The 23,528-nt window shown below is 44.6% G+C and carries 16 protein-coding genes; 8 read left to right on the top strand and 8 right to left on the bottom strand.

The features are described from left to right. Position 1: 1 nt before the first annotated feature. From ACO5E4_RS03140 to ACO5E4_RS03160, 5 genes are all read right to left on the bottom strand, one after another. On the bottom strand, positions 2-1,408 hold the full coding sequence (locus ACO5E4_RS03140) for a replicative DNA helicase (RefSeq protein ID WP_297930232.1): 1,407 nt from the start codon (positions 1,406-1,408) through the stop codon (positions 2-4). Positions 1,409-1,552: 144 nt separating this feature from the next. Then, entirely contained in the window at positions 1,553-2,635 is a 1,083-nt protein-coding gene (gene aroG, locus ACO5E4_RS03145) for a 3-deoxy-7-phosphoheptulonate synthase AroG (RefSeq protein WP_485862043.1), read from the bottom strand. A 101-nt stretch (positions 2,636-2,736) separates the two neighbouring features. Continuing rightward, positions 2,737-3,987, bottom strand: a complete 1,251-nt coding sequence (lolE, locus tag ACO5E4_RS03150) for a lipoprotein-releasing ABC transporter permease subunit LolE (protein WP_485862044.1) — start codon at positions 3,985-3,987, stop codon at positions 2,737-2,739. Next, a complete protein-coding gene (gene lolD, locus ACO5E4_RS03155) occupies positions 3,987-4,673 on the bottom strand; it encodes a lipoprotein-releasing ABC transporter ATP-binding protein LolD (protein ID WP_485862045.1) in 687 nt (228 codons plus the stop codon). Before lolD ends, lolE begins: the two co-directional genes overlap by 1 nt. 15 nt (positions 4,674-4,688) lie before the next feature. After that, positions 4,689-5,873, bottom strand: a complete 1,185-nt coding sequence (locus tag ACO5E4_RS03160) for a lipoprotein-releasing ABC transporter permease subunit (protein WP_485862046.1) — start codon at positions 5,871-5,873, stop codon at positions 4,689-4,691. Between the two features lie 216 nt (positions 5,874-6,089). On the opposite strand from ACO5E4_RS03160, the gene metH reads away from it, so the two are divergent. Together metH and ACO5E4_RS03170 are read left to right on the top strand one after the other, a co-directional pair. After that, positions 6,090-9,782: a methionine synthase gene (metH, locus tag ACO5E4_RS03165; RefSeq protein WP_485862075.1), complete on the top strand. Its 3,693-nt coding sequence runs from the start codon at positions 6,090-6,092 to the stop codon at positions 9,780-9,782. Between the two features lie 67 nt (positions 9,783-9,849). After that, positions 9,850-11,400, top strand: a complete 1,551-nt coding sequence (locus ACO5E4_RS03170) for an SIR2 family protein (protein ID WP_485862047.1) — start codon at positions 9,850-9,852, stop codon at positions 11,398-11,400. A gap of 392 nt (positions 11,401-11,792) precedes the next feature. Here the strand turns inward: ACO5E4_RS03170 and selD are convergent, their stop codons facing one another. The 3 genes from selD to pntA all read right to left on the bottom strand — a co-directional run bounded on the left by selD (position 11,793) and on the right by pntA (position 15,989). Continuing rightward, positions 11,793-12,833 (bottom strand): selenide, water dikinase SelD, encoded by a 1,041-nt coding sequence (gene selD, locus ACO5E4_RS03175; protein ID WP_485862076.1) that lies wholly within the window; start codon positions 12,831-12,833, stop codon positions 11,793-11,795. A gap of 185 nt (positions 12,834-13,018) precedes the next feature. Beyond that, complete coding sequence (gene pntB, locus ACO5E4_RS03180; RefSeq protein WP_209362257.1) at positions 13,019-14,443, bottom strand: Re/Si-specific NAD(P)(+) transhydrogenase subunit beta; 1,425 nt, start codon at positions 14,441-14,443, stop codon at positions 13,019-13,021. A gap of 10 nt (positions 14,444-14,453) precedes the next feature. Next, a complete protein-coding gene (gene pntA, locus ACO5E4_RS03185) occupies positions 14,454-15,989 on the bottom strand; it encodes a Re/Si-specific NAD(P)(+) transhydrogenase subunit alpha (RefSeq protein WP_209362256.1) in 1,536 nt (511 codons plus the stop codon). Positions 15,990-16,286: 297 nt separating this feature from the next. Between pntA and sfsA the strand changes: the two genes are divergently transcribed. From sfsA to ACO5E4_RS03215, 6 genes are all read left to right on the top strand, one after another. Beyond that, positions 16,287-17,018 carry a DNA/RNA nuclease SfsA gene (sfsA, locus tag ACO5E4_RS03190; RefSeq protein WP_485862048.1) on the top strand — a complete coding sequence of 244 codons (732 nt, stop codon included), beginning with the start codon at positions 16,287-16,289 and terminating at the stop codon, positions 17,016-17,018. 270 nt (positions 17,019-17,288) lie between these two features. After that, a complete protein-coding gene (locus ACO5E4_RS03195; protein ID WP_485862049.1) occupies positions 17,289-18,281 on the top strand; it encodes a YeeE/YedE family protein in 993 nt (330 codons plus the stop codon). 17 nt (positions 18,282-18,298) lie between these two features. Then, entirely contained in the window at positions 18,299-19,678 is a 1,380-nt protein-coding gene (locus ACO5E4_RS03200) for a sulfurtransferase (RefSeq protein ID WP_485862050.1), read from the top strand. Between the two features lie 118 nt (positions 19,679-19,796). Next, positions 19,797-20,984 carry a tyrosine--tRNA ligase gene (gene tyrS / locus ACO5E4_RS03205; RefSeq protein WP_485862051.1) on the top strand — a complete coding sequence of 396 codons (1,188 nt, stop codon included), beginning with the start codon at positions 19,797-19,799 and terminating at the stop codon, positions 20,982-20,984. A gap of 89 nt (positions 20,985-21,073) precedes the next feature. Then, the gene (locus ACO5E4_RS03210; protein ID WP_485862052.1) at positions 21,074-22,000 is read left to right on the top strand and encodes an aminoimidazole riboside kinase; all 927 of its coding nucleotides are present in this window, start codon (positions 21,074-21,076) and stop codon (positions 21,998-22,000) included. 66 nt (positions 22,001-22,066) lie between these two features. Then, positions 22,067-23,518: a glycoside hydrolase family 32 protein gene (locus ACO5E4_RS03215; protein ID WP_485862053.1), complete on the top strand. Its 1,452-nt coding sequence runs from the start codon at positions 22,067-22,069 to the stop codon at positions 23,516-23,518. Positions 23,519-23,528 lie beyond the last annotated feature (10 nt).

The following is a 23,528-nucleotide window of genomic DNA, read 5'->3' on the forward strand; positions in this document are numbered from 1 at the left end:
TCTAATATTCATCATCGTAATGATGATGTTCTGCTAAGTTATCAAAACGGGAAAAATGGCCTTGGAATGCCAACTTCACGCGCCCAATCGGCCCGTTACGCTGTTTACCGATAATAATTTCCGCAATGCCTTTTTCTTCCGATTCACGGTTATACACTTCGTCACGATAAATAAACATAATCAAGTCCGCATCCTGCTCAATAGAGCCTGACTCACGCAAGTCTGAGTTGACAGGGCGTTTATCCTGACGGTTTTCCAAAGTACGGTTTAATTGTGACAGGGCGATCACCGGCACTTCTAATTCTTTTGCCAACGCTTTCAAAGAACGGGAAATTTCTGCAATTTCTAAGGTACGATTCTCAGAAAATGCCGGGGCACGCATTAATTGAAGGTAGTCCACCATGATTAAACTTAAGCCGTTATTTTCACGATAAACCCGTCTGGCACGCGAACGTAGCTCCGTCGGCGTTAACCCGGAAGAATCGTCAATAAATAAATTCGGTTTTTTCGCAAGCATCCCCATGGTGCTGGAAATTTTTGCCCAATCGTTGTCATCCAAGCCCTGACCGGTACGAATTTTCGTTTGATCCACACGTGAAAGTGACGCCAAGCTACGCATCATAATTTGTTCTGCCGGCATCTCTAAACTAAACACCAATACCGGTTTATCACTGCCTAACGCTGCATTTTCACACAGGTTCATGGCAAAGGTGGTTTTCCCCATAGAAGGACGCGCCGCCACAATAATCAAGTCAGATTTTTGCAAACCTGCCGTTTTCTTATCTAAATCTTTGAAACCGGTGGAAACGCCGGTGACACCGGAATGATCTTTAATTTGGCTGAGTTGTTCGATTTTATTGATGGTGTTTTCCAGAATGGAAATGATATTTTGAGGGCCTTCAGTACCGGATGTGCGCTTCTCAGCAATGGCAAAGACTTCTCTCTCCGCCTCATCCAGCAAATGTTTCACATCCTGCCCTTTCGGAGAATAGCTGTTTTGCGCAATTTTGTTCCCCACAGAAATCAACTCACGCATGATCGCCTTTTCTCGCACCACATTGGCATAAGCCACCACGTTGGCAGCACTTGGCGTGTTATTAGAAAGCTCCGCCAAATAAGCAAAGCCGCCCACCTGTTCGATGACTTCTCGACTTTTCAGCGCCTGTTCTAAGGTAATTAAATCCACCGGCGATTGCTGAGCAATCAGCTTTTCCATTTCCTCAAAAATCAGACGATGTTCAAAGCGGTAAAAATCCTCTTTCACCACATTTTCTGCCACATCATCCCAATACATGTTGTTCAGCAAAATACTGCCCAACACGGCTTGTTCAGCTTCGATGGAATGAGGAGGAATGTTCAAATTGGTGGTGTTTTGGTCTTTCGCAGGAGGAGAATTTTTAGACGCCATTATTGCCTCAGTGAGTGAAAATAAGTCCCTATATGATATACCAAATCCGGAGGCGGTTTAACTTAAAAGTCAAAAAAAGTGCGGTGGAAATTCTCGCTGAAAATCCACCGCACTTTGAGTTGAAATAAACAGATGAAAAAGAGATCAGCCGTTTAATTTGCGTCTTGCCGCCACCGCATCGGATAATTCTTGTAAGACGTTTTCACTGTCTTCCCAGCCGATGCAGCTGTCGGTAATACTTTGTCCGTAAATCAATGGTTTGCCTTCCACCAAATCTTGACGGCCTTCGACCAAATGACTTTCAATCATCACGCCGAAAATTTTATTGGAACCTGCCGCAATTTGACGAGCCACATCACGGCTCACATCCAATTGTTTTTTGAATTGTTTGCAGCTGTTGGCATGGCTAAAATCCACCATCACATGCGCTCTGTAACCAGCTTTGGCAAGTTCATCGCACACTTCTGCTACAGCTTGTTCACTGTAATTCGGGCCATTGTCGCCACCGCGTAAAATAATGTGGCAGTCTTCGTTACCTTTCGTGGAAACGATAGCAGAATGACCAAACTTCGTGACGGACAAGAAATGGTGTGGCGCTTCTGCTGCTCCAATCGCATCTAAGGCAATTTTTACGCCACCGTTGGTCGCATTTTTAAAGCCTACCGCACAAGATAAACCGGAAGCCAATTCCCGGTGCACTTGGGATTCGGTGGTTCTCGCGCCAATCGCGCCCCAACTCATGAAATCCGCTAAATATTGCGGCGTGATCATGTCCAGAAATTCACCTGCGGTCGGCACCGTTAAATCGTTAATATCAGACAACAATTTACGCGCTATACGTAAACCGTCGTTCAAGGCATAGGTATTATTTAAGTACGGGTCATTAATGAGGCCTTTCCAGCCCACCGTAGTACGCGGTTTTTCAAAATACACACGCATAATAATTTGTAAGGTATCTTGGTATTTTTCGCGCATTAATTTAATGCGTTTCGCATATTCTAATGCAGCTTTGGGATCGTGAATGGAACAAGGCCCGATCACCACAAGTAAACGATCATCTTCGCCATGAATAATGTTATGCGCTTCGTGACGGGCATTTTCAACGGTTTTCACTGCAATGCTGCTTGCCGGATATTTTTCTAGCAAGGCAATCGGGGGCAATACCTGTTCAATTTTGCCAATTCGCGTATCGTCATTTTCAATGGAAATATCGTTTTTTGTCTTCATTGTTCACTCACTTATCTTCATAAAATCAAAAATATCCGAAAAAGTGGTATTACTCTACCACTGCAATTTGTACTAGTAAACTAGTTTATTTAATTTCTTTTTTAATGACCGCTTAATACCTGTGCCGGTTGCAATTTTGCTGCGCGATTTGCCGGATAAAGGCTGGCAAATAAACTGAGAATTAACGCCGAAAGTAGCACCAGCAACACATCCTGCCAATGCAGTTTGGTTGGGAGGAAATCCACAAAATAAATACCGTCGGACAATAATTTTCTGCCGATTAAACCTTCCAGCCCCTGTATAAGTGCGGTCAAATTTAAGGCTAAAATTACGCCCAACACAATGCCAATCAGACAGCCTTTCATGCCTGCCTGCAAGCCATACCAAATAAAAATACGCTTAATAAACCCATTATTCGCCCCAAGAGTACGCATGATGGCAATATCACCAGCTTTATCTTTCACCGCCATAATGAGTGTGGACACAATGTTAAAACACGCCACCCCAATCACCAGTACCATGGCAATGTACATCACCGTACGAATCAGCTGAATATCACGATACATATAGCCGAATTTACTGATCCAGTTTTGCAGGTAGAGCATCTGCGGATAATCTTGCAACATGGAATAATCAAGGGTTTGAATGTTAAACGGATCGGCGGTTTTCAATTCTACTCCGCTCACCTGTTCCGCTTGATAATTCATCAACTGTTGCGCTTGTGCCAATGGCATGAGGGCATAACTGTGATCCAACTGTCCATCCAAACGCAAAATCCCCGTGACTTGGATACGTTCACGCAACGGCTGCGTCAAATTTTCCGAGCCTGTTTGTTGTGAAATTAACAGAGAAACCCAATCCCCTTCTTGCACATCCAAATCCCGTGCAATCCCCGATCCCAGCACCAACCCGCCATGTTGGGCAAAATTTTGCCATCCCTGATTTAGCACAAAATGCCCAAGGGAACTCACGTGATCCTGCAACGCTGATTCTACCCCTTTGATTTGCACCACTTTTAATTTCGCGCCGTTTTCCACGAGCGCGGTAAAACTGACAAAAGGCGAAACGCCGGTAATTTGTGGATTTTGCTGTAGCTTGGCGGCAAGATATTGCCAATGATCGATCGGTGCGTTGTTTTGCCCGTTGGCAGAGGAAATTTCCGCATGCGGCACGACCGCCAAAATCCGTTGATTGAGTTCACGTTCAAAGCCGTTCATGGCACTTAAGCCGATAATTAACACCGCCACGCCCAAGGCAATGCCGATGCTGGAAAAAAACGAAATCAGCGACACCAAACGGTTTTTATGTTTACTGCGTTGATAGCGCCAACTAATAAAAAATGGCGTATTCATCAGGCATTTTCCTCGCGTAGCACGCCGTCTTGCATAATTAAACGACGATTCAATTTTTCCGCCAAATTCAAGTCATGGGTCACCAATAAGAACGCAATTTGCTTTTCTTGGTTAAGCTGTTGAATCAACTCAAAAATGCTTTCCGTGGTTTTGTGATCCAAATTCCCGGTGGGTTCGTCTGCTAACACCAAAGCAGGATTATTCACCAACGCACGGGCAATGGCCACACGTTGACGTTCACCACCGGATAGCGCAGACGGGCGATGTGAAATTCTGTGCTGTAAACCGACCGCACTTAAGATCTGTTCGGCGCGCTCCTGTGCTTCTGTTTTATTTTGTTGCCCGATAAGCATCGGCATCATGACATTCTCAAGTGCGGTGAAATCTGCCATTAAATGATGAAACTGATACACAAACCCTAAATATTGATTGCGCAACTTCGCCAAGGCGTTCGGGCTCATTTGTTGCAACGATTGTCCTTTGATAAACACTTCACCGCTGCTCGGTTGATCCAAACCGCCCAAGGTGTGTAGCAACGTACTTTTGCCCGAACCGGAACTGCCCACAATCGCGACCAATTCGCTCGGTTGCATAGAAAAAGACACCTGTTTTAGCACTTCCGTTTGTTGGGTGCCTTCTTGATAAAATTTCGTGATATGTTGGCAAGATAATAATGCTGTATTCATTTTTTCATCTCTTTTTTATTCGTAGCGCAAGGCTTCTGCCGGTTCCACTTTCGCGGCGCGATAGGCAGGATAAAGGGTGGATAACAATGACAATAATAAGGAAAACGCGACAATCGTCAGAATTTGCCACGGCTCAAGTGCGGTCGGTAAATAGAGTGTTTTTGCGCCTAAGAGATTCACAATGGCATCCAAATTTAACGTCACTAACACGCCCAATATAGCGCCCGCCAAGGTGCCCATTAACCCCACCAATAAACCTTGATAAATAAAGATAGAACGCACCTGTCCTTTCGTTAAACCGAGGGTTTGCAAAATGGCGATCTCGCCCTGTTTGTCCACCACCATCAGACTCAAAGACGTAATAATATTGGACACCGCCACCACGATAATTAAGCTCACCAACAAGCCCATCATATTTTTTTCCATGCGCACCGCTTGGAAAAACTCGCCTTTTTGCGTGCGCCAATCGGTGATTTGCGCGGCTGTGGGAAATGCCGCCGGCAGCTCGGTGATTTGGAACGGATCCGTTAAAAATAAACGGAAACCTTGGGCTTCGCCCGACTGAATTCGCATTAAGCGCCCAATGTCCGTTAAATTGGCGAAGGCTTCATATCCTGACACTTCGCCCGTATCAAAATAGATTTCGCTGACGGTAAATAAACGCTGCAACGGCACGCGCCCGAACGGCGTGTATTGGCTGTTTTCGGTAATCATCAAACGCACTTTGTCACCGACATGCAGGTTTAATTTCTGCGCCAGTTGATCGCCAATAATGATTTTAAACTCACCTGTCGGGAGCAAATCCTCAAAATGCGGTTCGGATAAAGCAGACAAAATCGGGTCATCCGAAAATTGTCGAATCCCAATCACTTGTCCTGCGCTAACACCACTTGCGGTTTGAAAAATCACATTGGTCATGTTTATCGGTACGGCTTTTTGCACAAAATTGGGCATCGGTGGCTCGGCATCATCGATCTTCACCTTGCCGTTTGGGCTAACAATAGCGTGTGGAATGGAAGAAAGCACCTGTTGTTTTTGATAACCTTCCAAACCATTCATCACAGACAGCACGATAATCAATGCCATCACGCCAAGCACAATGCCGAAACTGGCTAAATTCGTCACCAACCGTCCAAAACGATCAGCACTTTTTGCCCGCCAATAGCGCAATGCAATAAAAAGAGGGGTAGATAAACTCATAACGAATAAGAAATCATTCAAAAATACGGAAAAAATTGCGCGCTAGTTTAGCATAGACCAAGATAAAAAGCAGAAAATCAGCAAAGAATTCGCTTAAGCCTGTCGTAAAAACACGCTAAAAAATCACCGCACTTTTAGAGAGATAACATTTGACAGCGTAAGCACATCTTCCTACTATTTCACTCATTTATTTGAATACTAACAAACGGAAAGCTTATTTTGAAAAACACCACTGAAATACTAAAAAATGCTCTTGCCCAACGTATCTTAATTTTAGATGGCGCCATGGGCACGATGATCCAAAAATATAAACTCACCGAAGCGGATTTCCGTGGTGAACGCTTTAAAGAAAGTGTGGTGGATTTACGCGGCAATAATGATTTGCTCACCTTAACTCAACCACTGTTGATTTCCGCCATTCACGAAAAATACTTAGAAGCCGGCGCAGACATTATCGAAACTAATACCTTCAGCTCCACCACCATTGCGCAAGCGGATTACGACTTGCAATCCATTGCTTACGAACTCAACTTTGCCGGTGCGAAACTGGCACGTTTGGCGGCGGATAAATACAGCACGCCGGAAAAACCAAGATTCGTCGCGGGGATTCTTGGCCCAACGAACCGCACAGCGTCCATTTCCCCGAACGTAAATGACCCCGGTTTCCGTAACGTCACCTTTATGGAATTGGTGGACGCCTATTCAGAAGCCACACGAGGCTTAATTGAAGGCGGTGCCGATTTAATTATGATCGAAACCATTTTCGACACGCTAAATGCCAAAGCAGCGGTGTTTGCCATCGAAACCGTGTTTGAAGAATTAGGCGTGGAATTGCCGATTATGATTTCCGGCACCATTACCGATGCTTCCGGTCGCACCCTTTCCGGACAAACCACCGAAGCGTTCTACAACTCCCTGCGCCACGCCAAACCACTCACATTCGGTTTGAACTGTGCGCTAGGCCCTAAAGAATTACGCCAGTATGTTGAACAACTGTCTAAAATCAGTGAAACCTACGTTTCCGTGCACCCGAACGCAGGCTTGCCGAATGCCTTTGGTGGCTATGATTTAGGTGCAGAAGACATGGCTGCACAACTGAAAGAATGGGCGGAAAGCGGTTTTGTGAACATTATCGGTGGCTGTTGCGGCACCACACCGGAACACATCAAAGCCTTTGCCGATGCGGTAGAAAACATCCCACCACGCAAATTGCCACAAATTAAAACCGCCATGCGTTTATCGGGCTTAGAACCGCTTAACATTGATGATGAAAGCTTGTTCGTGAACGTGGGTGAACGTAATAACGTGACGGGTTCGGCAAAATTCAAACGCTTAATTAAAGAAGACAAATTTGCCGAAGCCATTGAAATTGCCATCGACCAAGTGGAAAACGGCGCGCAAGTCATCGACGTGAACATGGACGAAGCCTTGCTCAACGGCAAAAAATGCATGACCCGTTTCCTCAATATTATGGCGACTGAACCGGATGCCGCTAAAGTGCCCGTGATGATTGACTCCTCCAAATGGGAAGTGATTGAGGCGGGCTTGCAATCAGTGCAAGGCAAACCGATTGTGAACTCCATTTCCTTAAAAGAAGGTGAAGAAATCTTTATCGAACATGCCAAACTAGTGCGTAAATACGGCGCAGCCGTTGTCGTCATGGCGTTTGACGAAGTGGGACAAGCGGACACCGAAGATCGCAAAGTGGAAATCTGTACCCGTGCTTATAACATCTTAGTCAACCAAGTAGGCTTCCCGCCGGAAGACATCATTTTCGACCCGAATATTTTCGCCATTGGCACCGGGATTGAAGAACACAACAACTACGGCGTAGATTTCATCAACGCCACAGGTCGCATTAAACGTAGTCTTCCGCACGCCAAGATTTCCGGCGGTGTGTCAAACGTGTCCTTCTCCTTCCGCGGCAACAACGTCATGCGTGAAGCCATTCATGCCGTATTCCTCTATCACGCCATCAAACAAGGCATGGATATGGGGATCGTGAACGCAGGCCAGCTTGCGATTTATGACGATCTCGATCCTGAATTGCGTGAAATCGTAGAAGATGCCGTCTTAAACCGCAGCCCGGATGCCACCGAGAAATTGCTCGATATTGCAGAAAAATATCGCAATCAAGGCAACGATGAAAGTGCGGTAGATTCTGTGGCTGAATGGCGTACGTGGCCTGTGGAAGAACGCTTAAAACACGCTCTGGTGAAAGGGATTACTACGCATATCATCGAAGACACCGAAGAGGCTCGCCAAAAATTGCCAACACCGTTAGAGGTCATCGAAGGTCCGCTCATGGCAGGCATGGACGTGGTGGGCGATTTGTTCGGCGATGGCAAAATGTTCCTGCCACAAGTGGTGAAATCCGCACGCGTGATGAAACAATCAGTCGCCTATTTAGAACCGTTTATTAACGCCACCAAACAAAAAGGCTCAAGCAACGGCAAAGTGGTGATCGCCACCGTGAAAGGCGATGTGCACGACATTGGCAAAAACATCGTGAGCGTGGTGTTGCAATGTAATAACTTTGAAGTGATTGACTTGGGCGTGATGGTGCCAGCGGACAAAATCATTCAAACCGCCATTGAGGAAAAAGCGGATCTTATCGGCTTGAGCGGTTTGATTACACCATCTTTAGACGAAATGGAATACTTCCTTGGCGAAATGACCCGTTTAGGTTTGAACTTGCCGGTGTTGATCGGCGGTGCGACCACCTCCAAAGAACATACCGCCATTAAACTGTACCCAAAATATAAACAACACGGCGTGTTCTATACCTCGAACGCCTCCCGTGCGGTAACGGTGTGTGCCACATTGATGAACCCGGAAGGCCGTGCCGCATTGTGGGAACAATTCAAGAAGGATTACGAAAAAATCCAACAATCTTTTGCTAACCGCAAACCGTTGCGTAAACAGCTCAGCATTGAAGAGGCGCGCGCCAACCGTTTTGATGGCTTTAGCGGTGAATGGGCGGATTATGTGCCGCCAACACCAAAACAAACGGGCATTGTGGAATTTAAAAACGTGCCAATTGCCGAGCTGCGCAAATTTATCGACTGGTCGCCATTCTTCCGTGTATGGGGCTTGATGGGCGGCTATCCGGATGCCTTTGATCATCCGGAAAGTGGCGAAGAAGCCCGCCGCGTGTGGAATGATGCGCAAGCAATGTTAGATGCGTTTGAACAAAACCACAAACTTAACCCAAGCGGCGTATTGGGCATTTTCCCTGCGGAACGTGTGGGCGATGATGTGGTGCTATTCTCCGATGAAGACCGCACGCAAACCATCGGCACGGCTTACGGCTTACGCCAACAAACGGAACGTGGCAAAAACAGCAAAAGCCAATTTAACTTTGCCTTGAGCGACTTTATCGCTGATCGCGAAAGTGGCAAAAAAGACTGGATGGGGATGTTCGCCGTGTGCGCCGGCATTGAAGAAATGGAGCTAGTGGAAGGCTACAAAGCCGCCGGCGATGACTACAACGCCATCTTGCTACAAGCCGTGGGCGACCGCCTCGCCGAAGCCATGGCAGAATACCTGCACTTTGAGCTACGCACCCGCATTTGGGGCTACACGCAAGAAGAATTCGACAACCAAGGTTTAATCAATGAAAACTATGTCGGCATCCGCCCTGCACCGGGCTACCCAAGCTGCCCGGAACATACCGAAAAAGCCTTGATTTGGGATTTATTAGAAGTAGAACAACGCATCGGCATGAAACTCACCGAAAGCTACGCCATGTGGCCGGCAGCTTCTGTCTGCGGTTGGTACTTCACCCACCCGGCAAGTAACTATTTCACTTTAGGTCGCATCGATGAAGACCAAGCTCAAGATTATGCCAAACGTAAAGGCTGGGATGAGAGAGAGATGTTGAAGTGGTTGGGTGTGGCGATGAAGTAAGATTAAGTTTTAACATATAGATCTATGCTTTATATAAAATATATTATCTTTACACAGCGAGTAGCTTATGAATATTAAAATTGAATTATCAAAAATATTACAATCTCATATTGGTGGTGCATTTTTATTTATTGGCTCAGGTTTTTCCAGAAGATATCTAGGATTAGAAGACTGGGAAGGGCTATTAACTAAATTCTGTAAAACAAAGTATCCTTTTACATATTATAAAACATCTGCTAATGGAAATTTAGCAAAAGCCGCTGAGTTATTAGCAAATGATTTTCATGATATATGGTGGAATAATGATTCTTATTCTGAAAATAGAAATAAATACAACATCTTTAGCAAAGATAAAACTTCGGCACTACGCATTGAAATTAGCCACTATTTGAAGACTATAGAAATAAACTCTACTGAGAAATATAAAAAAGAGATAGAATCATTAAAAGAATTAAATGTTGATGGAATTATTACAACTAACTGGGATACATTTCTAGAAAATATATTCCCTGATTACAAGGTATATATAGGTCAACAGGAATTATTGTTTTCAAGCCCTCAAGAAGTTGGTGAAATATATAAAATCCATGGTTGTTCATCTAACCCAAACTCTTTAGTTCTAACTGAATCAGATTATAAAAATTTTGAAAATAAGAATGCTTACTTAGCCTCAAAATTAATTACTATCTTCATGGAACACCCTATTATTTTTATAGGATATTCATTGAATGATGCTAACATTCAATTACTTTTAACATCTATCGTAAAATGCATAGATGAGAATAACTTAGAAAAATTACGTAAGAACCTTATCTTTGTTAATAGGTTAAAACCTGGAGAAAAAAATAATATAAGTGAAAGTGAGATTTATATCGAAAAAATATCACTTCCAATTACATTAGTTAAAACTGATGATTTTTCTATTATCTATGATGCAATTAAAAGCATGAAGAGAAAGCTTCCAGCTAGAATCCTTAGACATTTTAAAGAACAATTTTATGAGTTTGTTTATACCTCAGAGCCAACTGAACACATTTTAGTTTCAGGTATAGATAACATTAAAAACTATAAAGATATTGATTTTGTAGTCGGTGTTGGCGTTAAGCAAATATTTTCTGAGCAAGGATATTCAGAAATAAAAGCAAATGACCTAATTTCTGACCTATTATATGATGATAAAAAATTTAGCCCGGAAAAAATACTAAATACGGTACTAGTCAATTTATCTAGAAAAAGTGATAAATATGTTCCAATTCATTTCTACCTGAATAAAAATAATATAACTACAGAAACACAATTTAATTCCTACATCAAAAAAAACAACTTGATATGCATTGAAAAGTTCATTAATAACGATTTAAAAAAACTAAGAGAGAATGGCTATAGAAATCAATTTTTAAGATTACCAAATAAATCGTTACAATACATTATTGATAACATAGATTCTGATAAAGCTATATTCTACATTCCTTTCTTAGATAAAAATGAGATAGATCTGAACTTATTAAAAAATTTTCTTGTAAAAAATAAACCTAAATATATAGATAACAAAAGTAACTATTCTACTATCTTTAGGAAACTAATTGTCCTCTATGATAAATACAGATGGGGATGGTAGATATTTAGCCCCCCCACGATGGCGCAAGTGTTCTCGCTTGTGCCTATCAACTAAAAGTGCGGTCAAAAAATCCAAAAGATTTTGAATATTAGTTCTGCCAACAGACTATAAGTAAAATTCGCAATGATTTTATTAAACAGCACCAGCGTGGACGCTGGCGCTATCTTTCTTTATTTTCACATCTCTGTTGGCGCACGCTTCCTAGCGTGTGCCTAATTCCAACCAAAACACTTCAAAAACTCACCGCACTTTATTTACTTGCTAAGGCACGCGTTAGGAAACGCGCGGCAGCATAAATTTTCATGACTAAAAAAGTGCGGTCATTTCTTCAAACGTTTTTCATTTCAAAAAACACTTGGAAAAATGACCGCACTTTAATCAAAAAATCAATGCTATTTCACCACAATAAATTCCGGTGTCGTTTGTCGTTCGATGAGTTTGCCGACAGGATATAGCTCAACACCGGCGTTTTGTACAACGGCAAAAACCTCTTTTTCCGCATCCGGTTTGACGGCGATGAGCAAGCCGCCGGAGGTTTGCGGATCGCATAATACGGCTTTCTGTAAATCCGTTATTGGAGCGATTTTGTGTCCGTAGTTGTCGAAATTGCGGTTTGTACCGCCCGGAATGCAGCCTTGCGCGATGTAATCATCAACGCCATCTAGGGTTTTAATGTTGGCGAAATCTACTTCGGCATTGAGGTTGGAGCCTTCGCAGATTTCGGCTAAATGCCCTAACAAGCCGAAACCGGTGACATCCGTCATGGCGGTAACGCCGTCAATGTTTGAAAGCTGACTGCCCAGCAAATTCATTTGGCACATCCACTTGGTCGCCAAGCCTTTATGTTCGGCTTTTAATTTGCCTTGTTTTTCCGCGGTGGTTAATACGCCGATGCCCAACGGTTTGGTTAAATACAAGTGGCAGCCCGCTTGTGCCGTAGCGTTTCGTTTCACTTTTTCAGTGTCGATAATGCCGGTCACGGCCAAACCGAAAATCGGTTCCGGTGAGTCTATGGAATGACCGCCGGCAAGAGCAATGCCCGCTTCCTGACAAGCAAAACGGCCGCCGTCAATAATGCGCTGTGCCACGCTTGCAGGCAATTTGTTAATCGGGAAGCCAAACACCGCAATCGCCATGATCGGCTTGCCACCCATGGCGAAAATGTCGCTCACGGCGTTGGTTGCCGCAATGCGCCCAAAATCGAAAGGATCATCGACAATGGGCATGAAAAAGTCTGTGGTACTGATAATCGACGTACCATTGCCTAAATCATACACCGCCGCGTCATCCTTGGTGTCATTGCCGACAAGGAGATTCGGGTCAATAAACGGTGCCATTTCGGTATGCAAAATTTCCTCTAAAACCTTAGGCGATATTTTGCAGCCTCAACCGGCGCCGTGGCTATATTGCGTCAGCCGAATGTCGTTTGTTATGACGCATTCATTCTGTTCCGCGTGCAAAGCCTGCTCTATCATGCTTACTTCCTTTTTATTAAACGAATGGCGTAATTATAGCGTTATTGAACTAATGATTCATTAATTGAAATGCATTTCTCAGAAACAAAAATGCGGTGAAAATTCACCGCACTTTTATTTTTTAGCTTGTCATCCAAAGCCAATTACAAGGCTTTTAAGATATCATCCACACGTTCTTTCGCATCACCAAACAACATTTGGGTATTTTCTTTAAAGAACAATGGATTTTGTACGCCGGCGTAACCGGTATTCATGGAACGTTTGAATACCACCACGTTAGCCGCTTTCCACACTTCCAATACCGGCATACCGGCGATTGGGCTGTGCGGATCGTCCATCGCCGCAGGGTTGACGGTGTCGTTCGCGCCGATAACCAATACGGTGTCGGTGTCAGCGAAATCATCGTTGATTTCATCCATTTCCAGCACGATGTCGTAAGGCACTTTGGCTTCTGCCAATAACACGTTCATGTGGCCAGGCAAACGTCCGGCAACCGGATGGATACCGAAACGCACGTTCACGCCACGCTCGCGTAATTTTTGGGTAATTTCTGCCACTGGATATTGCGCTTGTGCGACTGCCATGCCGTATCCTGGGGTGATGATCACAGAGCTGGAATTTTTCAACAATTCCGCCACTTCTTCTGCGGTTGTTTCACGGTGTTCGCCTTGTTCGGTATCGGAAGACACTTGAATGTCATTACCAAAACCACCTGCAATAACGCTGATGAAAGAGCGGTTCATGGCTTTACACATGATGTAAGACAAGATCGCACCGGAAGAACCCACCAACGCACCGGTCACGATTAACAAGTCATTGCTAAGCATGAAACCTGCCGCAGCTGCAGCCCAACCGGAATAGGAGTTCAACATGGAAACCACCACCGGCATGTCTGCACCACCGATAGAGGCCACTAAATGCCAACCGAAAGCGAGTGCTATCACAGTCATGATTAATACCGGGAAGATATTTTCCGGTTCACTTAAGAACGCCACCATTAATAACGCGGAAACAATAAGCGCTGCCAAGTTTAATTTATGACGATGTGGCAACATTAAGGCTTTGGAATTAATTTTTCCGCTTAATTTACCGAATGCCACTACAGAGCCGGTGAAGGTCACCGCACCGATGAAGATCCCCAAGAACACTTCCACGTTATGTACGCTGGCAAGTGCGGCTTGTTCTGCAAGGAATTTCGCTTGTTCTACGTCATTTAAACCGCTCGGCATAGTTGGGATATCATGCAAACCGTAGCTGTTATAACCCACCAATACGGCAGCCAAACCGACGAAACTGTGCAAGATCGCCACCAATTCCGGCATTTCCGTCATTTCAACTTTTAATGCACGCTGAATACCAATCGCCCCACCAATCACCATCGCAATGATGATCCACAATGTGCCTTCGGATTTTGGCCCGAAGATGGTGGCGATGAGTGCAATCCCCATCCCGATAATGCCATACCAGCACCCTGCTTTTGCCGTTTCGTGTTTAGAAAGACCGGCTAAGCTCATAATGAAGAGCAACGCTGCAACAATATACGCAGCTTGTACAAAACCTTCTGACATGATTTTCTCCTTAGCCTTTTCTAAACATGGAAAGCATACGTTGAGTGACGCGGAAGCCACCAAAAATGTTGATGCTTGCCACTAAAATCGCAATAAACGCCAACACACTAATGAAGAAATTACCTTGTGAGATTTGCAATAACGCTCCCACGATAATAATCCCTGAAATCGCATTCGTTACCGCCATCAATGGGGTGTGTAGCGCATGGCTCACATTCCAAACCACATAGTAACCCACGACACAAGCCAAGACGAACACGGTTAAGTGAGAAAGGAAAGCCGCCGGCGCAATAGACGTAAGCCATAAGAAAAGCACACCCACTGCCGCCATAATGCCGTATTTTTTACGCGGATCCGTTGGTTTTTCTTCCTCTTTTTTGACCGTACTTGCAGCTTTCGCTTGTTGTTGCGGTTGAGCGGAAACTTGAATCGGCGGTGCCGGCCATGTCACTTCGCCATCACGAATAACCGTTACGCCACGCAATACCACGTCGTCGAAATTGATGTCGATTTGACCGTCTTTGTTTTTGCAAAGCAATTTCAATAAGTTAACAAGGTTGGTACCGTAAAGTTGGGAAGATTGCGTTGGTAAACGGCTTGGTAAATCGGTGTAACCAATGATTTTCACTTGATTATCGGTGACCACCACTTCGCCGGCTTTACTCAATTCACAGTTACCGCCGGTCGCTGCGGCTAAATCCACAATCACGCTACCCGGCTTCATGGATTCCACCATTTCTTTGGTGATTAAGCGTGGTGCAGGTCTGCCCGGAATTAATGCAGTGGTGATGATAATATCCACTTCTTTCGCTTGTTCTGCGTAAAGGGCAAGCGCGCGACGATTGAATTCCTCAGACATAACTTTGGCATAGCCATCGCCACTGCCGCCTTCTTCTTTGAAATCGATTTCAAGGAAGCTGGCGCCCATACTTTCTACTTGTTCTTTTACTTCCGGACGGGAGTCAAAAGCACGTACAATGGCACCTAGACTGTTTGCTGCTCCAATCGCGGCAAGGCCGGCAACACCCGCACCAATCACCAACACTTTTGCCGGTGGCACTTTACCTGCTGCGGTAATTTGTCCGGTGAAGAAACTGCCAAATTCATGTGCGGCTTCCACCACGGCACGATAACCGGCAATATTTGCCATGGAACTTAATGCATCCAAGGCTTGCGCACGAGAAATTCGCGGCACGGCATCCATCGCCAACACATTGATTTTTTTCGCTGACAGTTTTTCCATGAGCTGCGGATTTTGCGCAGGCCAGATAAAACTGACTAAGGTTGCCCCTTCTTTAATTAAAGCGATTTCATCATCAGTCGGCGCGTTGACTTTAAAAATAATGTCCGCTTGCCAAACTTGTGCGGCATCACCGACTTTCGCACCGGCAGCTGCAAATGCCTGATCTTCAAAACTGGCTTTGAAACCCGCATCATGTTCAACAATCACATCGAAGCCAAGCTTCAAAATTTGCTGAACCGTTTTCGGCGTTGCCGCCACACGACTTTCATTATCAAGCAGTTCTCTAGGTACACCAATTAACATAATGATTCCCTTTGATTGATTAAGATTTAGGTAACAAATTTACCCGCCCGAAATGACGCCTCTAGGCAGTCAAATTAGCCCTCACTCTATCATTGTTCCTCTAAAAACTAAAAAAAATTTTCGGCTTTTTATTCAATATGTGATCCCTATTACACTTTGTGGTAACACATAAAAAATTAGAAATTCATCCCTCGCTTTGCTATCTTAGCGCGCAAATATTTTTACTGCCGCTTCACACTCGGTCTGTAAAAAACACGGAAAAACTTAACCGCACTTTGATATACAAGGTCAAACACCATGCAATTACCCTCTCTACAATCTGCCACTTTAATCCGCCGTTACAAACGCTTTTTAGCGGATGTGCAACTGCCGAACAGTGATATCACCACGTTGCACTGTGCCAACACCGGTGCCATGATCGGCTGTGGTGCAGAAGGCGACACCGTCTGGTATTCCACCTCCGATAGTGCCACACGGAAATACCCAAGTTCATGGGAATTAACACAATTAGCCAATGGCAATATGGTTTGCATTAACACGCACCGTTCTAATCAGCTCACCTTTGATGCCTTACAGAAAAAGCAAATTATCGAACTGGCTATGTATGATGAAATTCATCCGGAAGTGAAATACGGCGAAGAAAACAGCCGCATTGATTTTCTGCTGAAAGGTAAAGATCTGCCTGATTGTTACGTGGAAGTGAAATCCATTACTTATGTGGATAACGACAAAAAACTCGGTATGTTTCCTGATGCTGTCACGACACGCGGACAAAAACACTTGCGCGAATTGATCGCCATGAAAAAACAAGGTCATCGTGCGGTGATTTTCTTCTGTGGGTTACACGATGGCTTCGATCATTTCCAAATCGCGAAACACATTGATCCGAAATATCACGAACTCTTTCTCCATGCGCTCAATGAAGGGGTTGAGGCTTACGCCTATGCGGCTGAATTTGAAAAAACGCAGGGAATTCCGACCGCACTTCATCTCACAAAGGTCGTACCACTTAAGATAAACTCAATTTAGGCAAATTATTTGAGAATTATTTTCATTAAAGTGCTTGACATTAATTTTGAGAATAATTATCATTTAATCATTCAAACAACAATAGATAATCACTCCAACTTCAACGCCTCATCCCCCACAAGAGGCGTTTTTTTTTGCCTAAAATTTACCGCTAGCGGCGTTTTCACCTTTTATTTTGTGACGTCGTTAAAAAAATTGCATAAAAAATATGTTCCTCCCGTTAAATTTATGCTTTAATCAGCGCCACTCATATGTATTAAGGTTTAATCTATGTTAAGTGGTCTCATCATCGGTATGCTCTTCGGCGTTTTGTTACAACGCACGCAATTCTGTTTCGTTTCCGGCTTTCGCAATATTTTCACGCAAAAAACGCTGCGATTTCCCACCGCACTTTTAATTGCCATCTCTATTCAATCCGTCGGATTTTTCACCTTACAACACTATGGCCTAATTGACTTGCCCAACGGCGAATTTTCACTATCCGCCACCTTGTTAGGCGGTTTGCTGTTCGGCTTTGGCATGGCGGCATCCGGTTGTTGCGGCAGCGGCACTTGGTTTCGTAGCGGCGAAGGTTTGGTCGGGGCGTGGTTGGCATTATTCAGTTTTAGCTTAACCATGGCGTCTATGCAAAGTGGTGTATTAAAGCATTGGTTCGGTCCGTTGTTACAACAACATTTAATGGCAGACAGCCTTTATACAACATGGCAAATCAGTCCTTGGTATGGCGTAATTTTGCTGTGTCTTATCGCCTTGGCATTATTCATTTATCAACTATGCCATCCACGCTATCAATTTCAAGATCCGGAAAAACGCTTTAAAAACTTACCGCTCTTTTTAGGCGCCGTATTGATCGGCTTGCTCGGCGTCATCGCTTGGTATTGCAGCGCGCAAACCGGGCGCAATTACGGCTACGGCATCGCCGTGCCGTCCGCCAATGTGGTGCAATACATCGTTACCGGTCAGCAACGCTATTTGAACTGGGGCAGTTTATTCGTACTCGGCATTTTTGTTGGTTCTTTTGTTAGCGCAAAACTGTGCGCCGATTTCAAACTCACCCTGCCCGCGCCGGATATGCTGTTACGTCGCTTACTCGGCGGTGTTGTTATGGGGATTGGCGCAGGGCTTGCCGGCGGCTGTACAGTCACCAATTCATTGGTCGCCACCGCCTATTTTTCCGCTCAAGGCTGGATTGCCACCGCGATGATTTTGGTAGGTGTTTGGCTCAGCACCTTTATTTTCAAGACAACGCAATGTCGCACCTAATATTCAAGGAGAATATCATGAAGAAAACGAAATTGACTTTACTGTTCGGAAGTCTGGCGTTATTAACCGCCTGCGATGAGAATAAAGTGACTGAAATTAGCACAGAAGACTTGCTCAAAAACCTCGACAACAGCGCGTATGTAATTGTGGATACCCGCCACGACAGCTTATATAACGGTTTTAAAGACAACAACGCCACCCACGGTGGGCATATCAAAGGCGCGATTCAATTTACTACCGCTTGGTTGGATTATATCGCCGACGATAAATTTGACAGTTTTGCCAAGGATAAAGGCATTACCAAAGACAAAACCATTGTGTTTTACAACAGCAATTTGGACGATTTGCAACGTATCAGCGCGGAATTTGCCGCCAAAGGCTATAAGGTGAAAATCTTTAAAGATTTCATTAATTACGCCAACGCGGGCTACCCGCTCGAAGCCTTTCCGAACTACCAATTAAGCGTGTCGCCGCAATGGCTGAACGCCGCCATGCACGGCGAAAATCCGGAAACTTACGCTAATGATAAATTAATGGTGTTTGAAGTGTCTTGGGGCGATTTGGCCAATGCGAAAGCCTACACCCAACACATCGTCGGCGCCTACCACTTTAATACGGATTGGATTGAAAACGATCCCATCTGGAATTTATCCGACCCGAAAGTCATCGAACAAAATCTGCTTAAAAACGGCATCAGCAAAGACAAAACCGTTGTGCTGTATTCGGAAAATCAACTTGCCGCATTGCGTGTGTTATGGGCATTAAAATGGGCGGGCGTGGAAGATGTGCGCTTCTTAAACGGCGGGTTAACCGGCTGGGTGGACGCAAATTTACCGACCGAAACCCAAGTGAACATTCCGACACCGATAGAAAGTTTTGGCGCCACCATCCCGCAACACCCGGAAGTCAATATTTCCATGCCGGATGATGTGATTAAAGCGCAAAAAGAGAACGGCTTGAAATTAATCAGTAATCGCGCCTGGGACGAATATACCGGTAAGATCAGCGGCTATGACTATATTCCCGGCAAAGGCGAGCCGCTGGGCGCTATTTGGGGCTTTGCCGGCACCAACTCCTCTAATTTGGCGGATTATTACGATCCGGACAACACATTGCGTAACCCGTTAGAAATGGTCAAACTGTGGAAACAACAAGGCATTAATCAAGACGACCACCTCGCCTTCTATTGCGGCACCGGCTGGCGCGCCAGCATGCCTTGGTTTATGACGCAAGTGCTGGGTTGGAAAAACAGCCATGTTTACGACGGCGGTTGGAACGCTTGGCAAATGGACTCAAAATATCCGGTACAAAAAGGTGCGCCGAACAATATGGCAAAACCCGATGCTCACAATGAATTCGGGAAAGTACAAAAACAGGGCGCTTCCTGTAAAAGCTAAAGGAGAAGGTCGTTTATACGACCTTTTTTTATGCCTAACGCCGGAAAAATCATTCAAATTTAGCGAATAATCTCTATAATGTAGCCTCTCGGTAAATTGAATAACATTAGGAAAAGACATGACTGATATGAATACCGTTCTCGCGGAACTAAAACGCGGCGTAGATGAAATTCTTTCTGAACAGGATTTAATTGAAAAACTTAAAGAAAATCGCCCATTGCGCGTGAAACTCGGCGCAGACCCAACCGCACCGGATATTCATTTAGGTCACACTGTAGTATTAAACAAATTACGTCAATTCCAACAATTAGGCCACGAAGTTTATTTCTTAATCGGTGACTTCACCGGCATGGTGGGCGATCCGTCCGGTAAAAATGCGACTCGTCCGCCGCTTAGCCGCGAAGATGTGTTACGCAATGCGGAAACCTATAAACAACAAATTTACAAAATTCTCGATCCGCAAAAAACCCATATTGTATTCAACTCTGAATGGTTGGGTAAATTGGGCACCGAAGGCATGATTCGTTTAGCAAGCAACTACACGGTTGCCCGTATGTTAGAACGTGATGATTTCAAAAAACGTTTCTCTAACAATCAACCCATTGCGATTCACGAATTTATTTACCCGCTCTTGCAAGGTCATGATTCTGTTGCGTTGGAAGCCGATGTTGAATTAGGCGGAACCGACCAAAAATTCAATTTATTAGTGGGCCGTGAATTACAAAAATCTGCCGGTCAAAAACCACAGGTGGCGATTACCCTGCCATTATTAGTGGGCTTGGACGGCGAGAAAAAAATGTCCAAATCCCTCGGCAACTATATCGGTGTCACCGAAGCGCCAAGCGAAATGTTCGGCAAAATCATGTCCATTTCTGATGACTTAATGTGGGATTGGTACAACCTGCTTTCTTTCCGTCCATTAACAGAAATTGCCCAATTAAAAGCAGATGTGGCAAATGGTAAAAACCCACGGGATGTCAAAATCTTATTAGCCAAAGAAATTATTGCCCGTTTCCATGATGAGGCGGCGGCAGAGGCGGCTGAACAAGAATTTATCAACCGCTTCCAAAAAGGCGCGATGCCGGATGACATGCCTGAATTTACCTTTGAAGGCGAAATCGGGCTTGCCAACTTGTTAAAAGACGCCGGTTTAGTGGCTTCGACTTCCGAAGCCAACCGCATGGTACAACAAGGCGGCGTGAAAATTGACGGTGAAAAAGTAGAAGACGCCAAACTTGTTATCCGCACTTCGACTGCGGTTTACCAAGTAGGTAAACGCAAGTTCGCCAAAGTCACGGTGAAATAAAAACATCACAAAAATGAACCGCACTTATGTCATCATAAAGTGCGGTTATTTTTATCCGCGTTTTTTAGGGCTAACACAAGGAGCAGAATATGCATCAAAAGATCTGGGTATTAGGTGATGCCGTGGTGGATTTAATCCCGGATGGAGAAAATCATTACTTGCGCTGTGCCGGCGGTGCACCGGCAAACGTGGCGGTAGGCATAGCCCGTTTAGGTGGTGAAAGTGCGTTTATCGGTCGCGTGGGCAAAGATCCCTTGGGCGAATTTATGCAACAAACCCTGCAACAGGAAAACGTACAAACCAGCCATATGATTCTTGATCCGCAACAGCGTACTTCTACGGTTATCGTTGGGTTAGATAACGGCGAACGGAGCTTTACCTTTATGGTGAATCCCAGTGCCGACCAATTTTTACAAGTGGCGGATTTACCGAATTTCCAACCAAACGAATGGCTACATTGTTGCTCCATTGCTTTAATCAATAACCCTTCGCGCGAAACCACTTTTGAAGCGATTCGCCGCATTAAAGCCGCGGGCGGATTCTTCTCTTTTGATCCCAATTTGCGCGAATCCCTTTGGGCAAGTTTTGACGACATGAAGCAAACCGTCATGCAAGCGGTGGCATTGGCAGATGTATTGAAGTTTTCAGAAGAAGAATTAACGCTGCTCACCGACACCCAAACCTTAGACGACGCGTTTGAAAAAATCACCGCACTTTATCCGGAAAAATTAATCATTGTGACCTTGGGCAAAGACGGTGCACGCTATCATTTAGACGGTAAACAAGATGTGGTTGCCGGCAAAGCCTTAAAACCGGTTGACACCACAGGTGCAGGCGATGCCTTTGTTGGCGGTCTTCTTGCCGGGCTTTCACAACATGCAAATTGGAAAGAAATTTCTGTGCTTGAGCAAATTCTCCGTCAGGCTAACGCTTGTGGTGCATTAGCTACCACGGCAAAAGGTGCCATGTCCGCCCTACCAAATAAAATGCAATTAGCCGATTTTTTGGCAAACTAGTCTTTTACTTTAATCGCGTGCGTTCTTTGACGCGTGCCAATTGCCCAAACATCGAGGAAAAACCTCATGCATATTTTCAACAACGGAAAATACAAAAGCATCCTTGCGGCAGCATCCGGAGAGCTTGCCGAAATTGCTCAAACCGTGCAAAAAGACAAAGATTTTCGACCGCACTTTCATATTGCGCCACCAACCGGACTGATGAACGATCCTAACGGTCTCATCTTTGACGGCGAAAAATACCACCTTTTTTATCAATGGTTTCCCTTCGATGCACTGCACGGTATGAAGCATTGGAAACATTTGATCACCAAAGATTTCCAACATTATCAATCCGCTGACGATCTCATTCCTTATGAGCTGTTTGAATCCCACGGCTGTTATTCGGGTGGTGCCATTCTTTGGCAAGAACAAATTGTCGCCTTTTACACCGGCAACACACGCAACGCGGAAAATCAACGCATTCCTCATCAAAATATGGCCATCTTTTCTAAAGAAGGGAAATTGCTCTCCAAACGTTGTCTGCTTAATCAAGCCCCGAAAGGTTATACCGAACACGTCCGCGATCCGAAACCTTTTGTCACGGCAGAAGGCAAAATTCGTTTTGTACTTGGTGCACAACGGGAAGATCTCAGCGGCACCGCATTGTTATACGAAATGGATGACTTAAACGCCGAACCACATTTATTGGGCGAATTAAATATCCCCGCCTTTGATAATCGCCAAGTATTCATGTGGGAATGCCCAGATTTATTCAAATTAGGCGGCAAAGATGTGTTTATTTGGTCACCACAGGGCAAATTACGGGAAGCTTATCAATTTCAAAATAACTACCACGCGGTGTATGCCGTTGGCAAATTGGAGGGCTTAACCTTTCACGCCGAGCACATCGCCGAACTGGATCAAGGCTTTGATTTCTACGCACCACAAACTTTTGCAGGACGTAGCAAGACAGAAAATGCCATCTTATTCGGTTGGATCGGCTTGCCGGACTTAACCTATCCGACAGACAAATTCAAATGGCATTCAGCTTTAACAATGCCAAGAGAATTGCGCTTAGAAGGCAACAAAATCCACCAACGCCCTATCGCCAAAACGTATGAAAATCTGACCGCACTTTCTACGTTTCATCTTGATGGCAAAGCTGAAATTACAGATTTAGATCGTGCTTATGTGAAATTTGACGCGAATAATCAAGCCTTTGATTTAACCTTCTTCCAAAATGAACAAGGGCACTCATTGCGTCTCTCTTATGAAAATGGCGTGCTTTGTTTAGATCGCAGCCAAAGTGAACAAACTGAATTAATGGAAAAATTCGCCGGCAAACGTTTCTGTGAAATCAGAAATCTACAAACAGTAGAAATTTTCTTTGATCGTTCTATCGTAGAAATTTTTCTCAATCACGGTGAAAAAGCCATGACCTCTCGCTTTTTTATTCAAGCACGGAAAAATGTTGTGGAAAGCAATCAAAAATTAACGTTACAGATTGGTTATCCCAAAGCCATTCAATATCGATAAAAAAAGTGCG

The sequence above is a fragment of the Aggregatibacter sp. genome (genome assembly GCF_057314075.1).

Coding starts and splice junctions, on each gene's coding strand:
- ACO5E4_RS03200 (WP_485862050.1), top strand. CDS start 18,299: ATGAAGAAAACGAAATTGACTTTACTGTTCGGAAGTCTGGCGTTATTA.
- tyrS (WP_485862051.1), top strand. CDS start 19,797: ATGACTGATATGAATACCGTTCTCGCGGAACTAAAACGCGGCGTAGAT.
- ACO5E4_RS03170 (WP_485862047.1), top strand. CDS start 9,850: ATGAATATTAAAATTGAATTATCAAAAATATTACAATCTCATATTGGT.
- lolD (WP_485862045.1), bottom strand. CDS start 4,673: ATGAATACAGCATTATTATCTTGCCAACATATCACGAAATTTTATCAA.
- pntB (WP_209362257.1), bottom strand. CDS start 14,443: ATGTCAGAAGGTTTTGTACAAGCTGCGTATATTGTTGCAGCGTTGCTC.
- ACO5E4_RS03195 (WP_485862049.1), top strand. CDS start 17,289: ATGTTAAGTGGTCTCATCATCGGTATGCTCTTCGGCGTTTTGTTACAA.
- ACO5E4_RS03160 (WP_485862046.1), bottom strand. CDS start 5,873: ATGAGTTTATCTACCCCTCTTTTTATTGCATTGCGCTATTGGCGGGCA.
- ACO5E4_RS03210 (WP_485862052.1), top strand. CDS start 21,074: ATGCATCAAAAGATCTGGGTATTAGGTGATGCCGTGGTGGATTTAATC.
- pntA (WP_209362256.1), bottom strand. CDS start 15,989: ATGTTAATTGGTGTACCTAGAGAACTGCTTGATAATGAAAGTCGTGTG.
- sfsA (WP_485862048.1), top strand. CDS start 16,287: ATGCAATTACCCTCTCTACAATCTGCCACTTTAATCCGCCGTTACAAA.
- aroG (WP_485862043.1), bottom strand. CDS start 2,635: ATGAAGACAAAAAACGATATTTCCATTGAAAATGACGATACGCGAATT.
- ACO5E4_RS03140 (WP_297930232.1), bottom strand. CDS start 1,408: ATGGCGTCTAAAAATTCTCCTCCTGCGAAAGACCAAAACACCACCAAT.
- ACO5E4_RS03215 (WP_485862053.1), top strand. CDS start 22,067: ATGCATATTTTCAACAACGGAAAATACAAAAGCATCCTTGCGGCAGCA.
- lolE (WP_485862044.1), bottom strand. CDS start 3,987: ATGAATACGCCATTTTTTATTAGTTGGCGCTATCAACGCAGTAAACAT.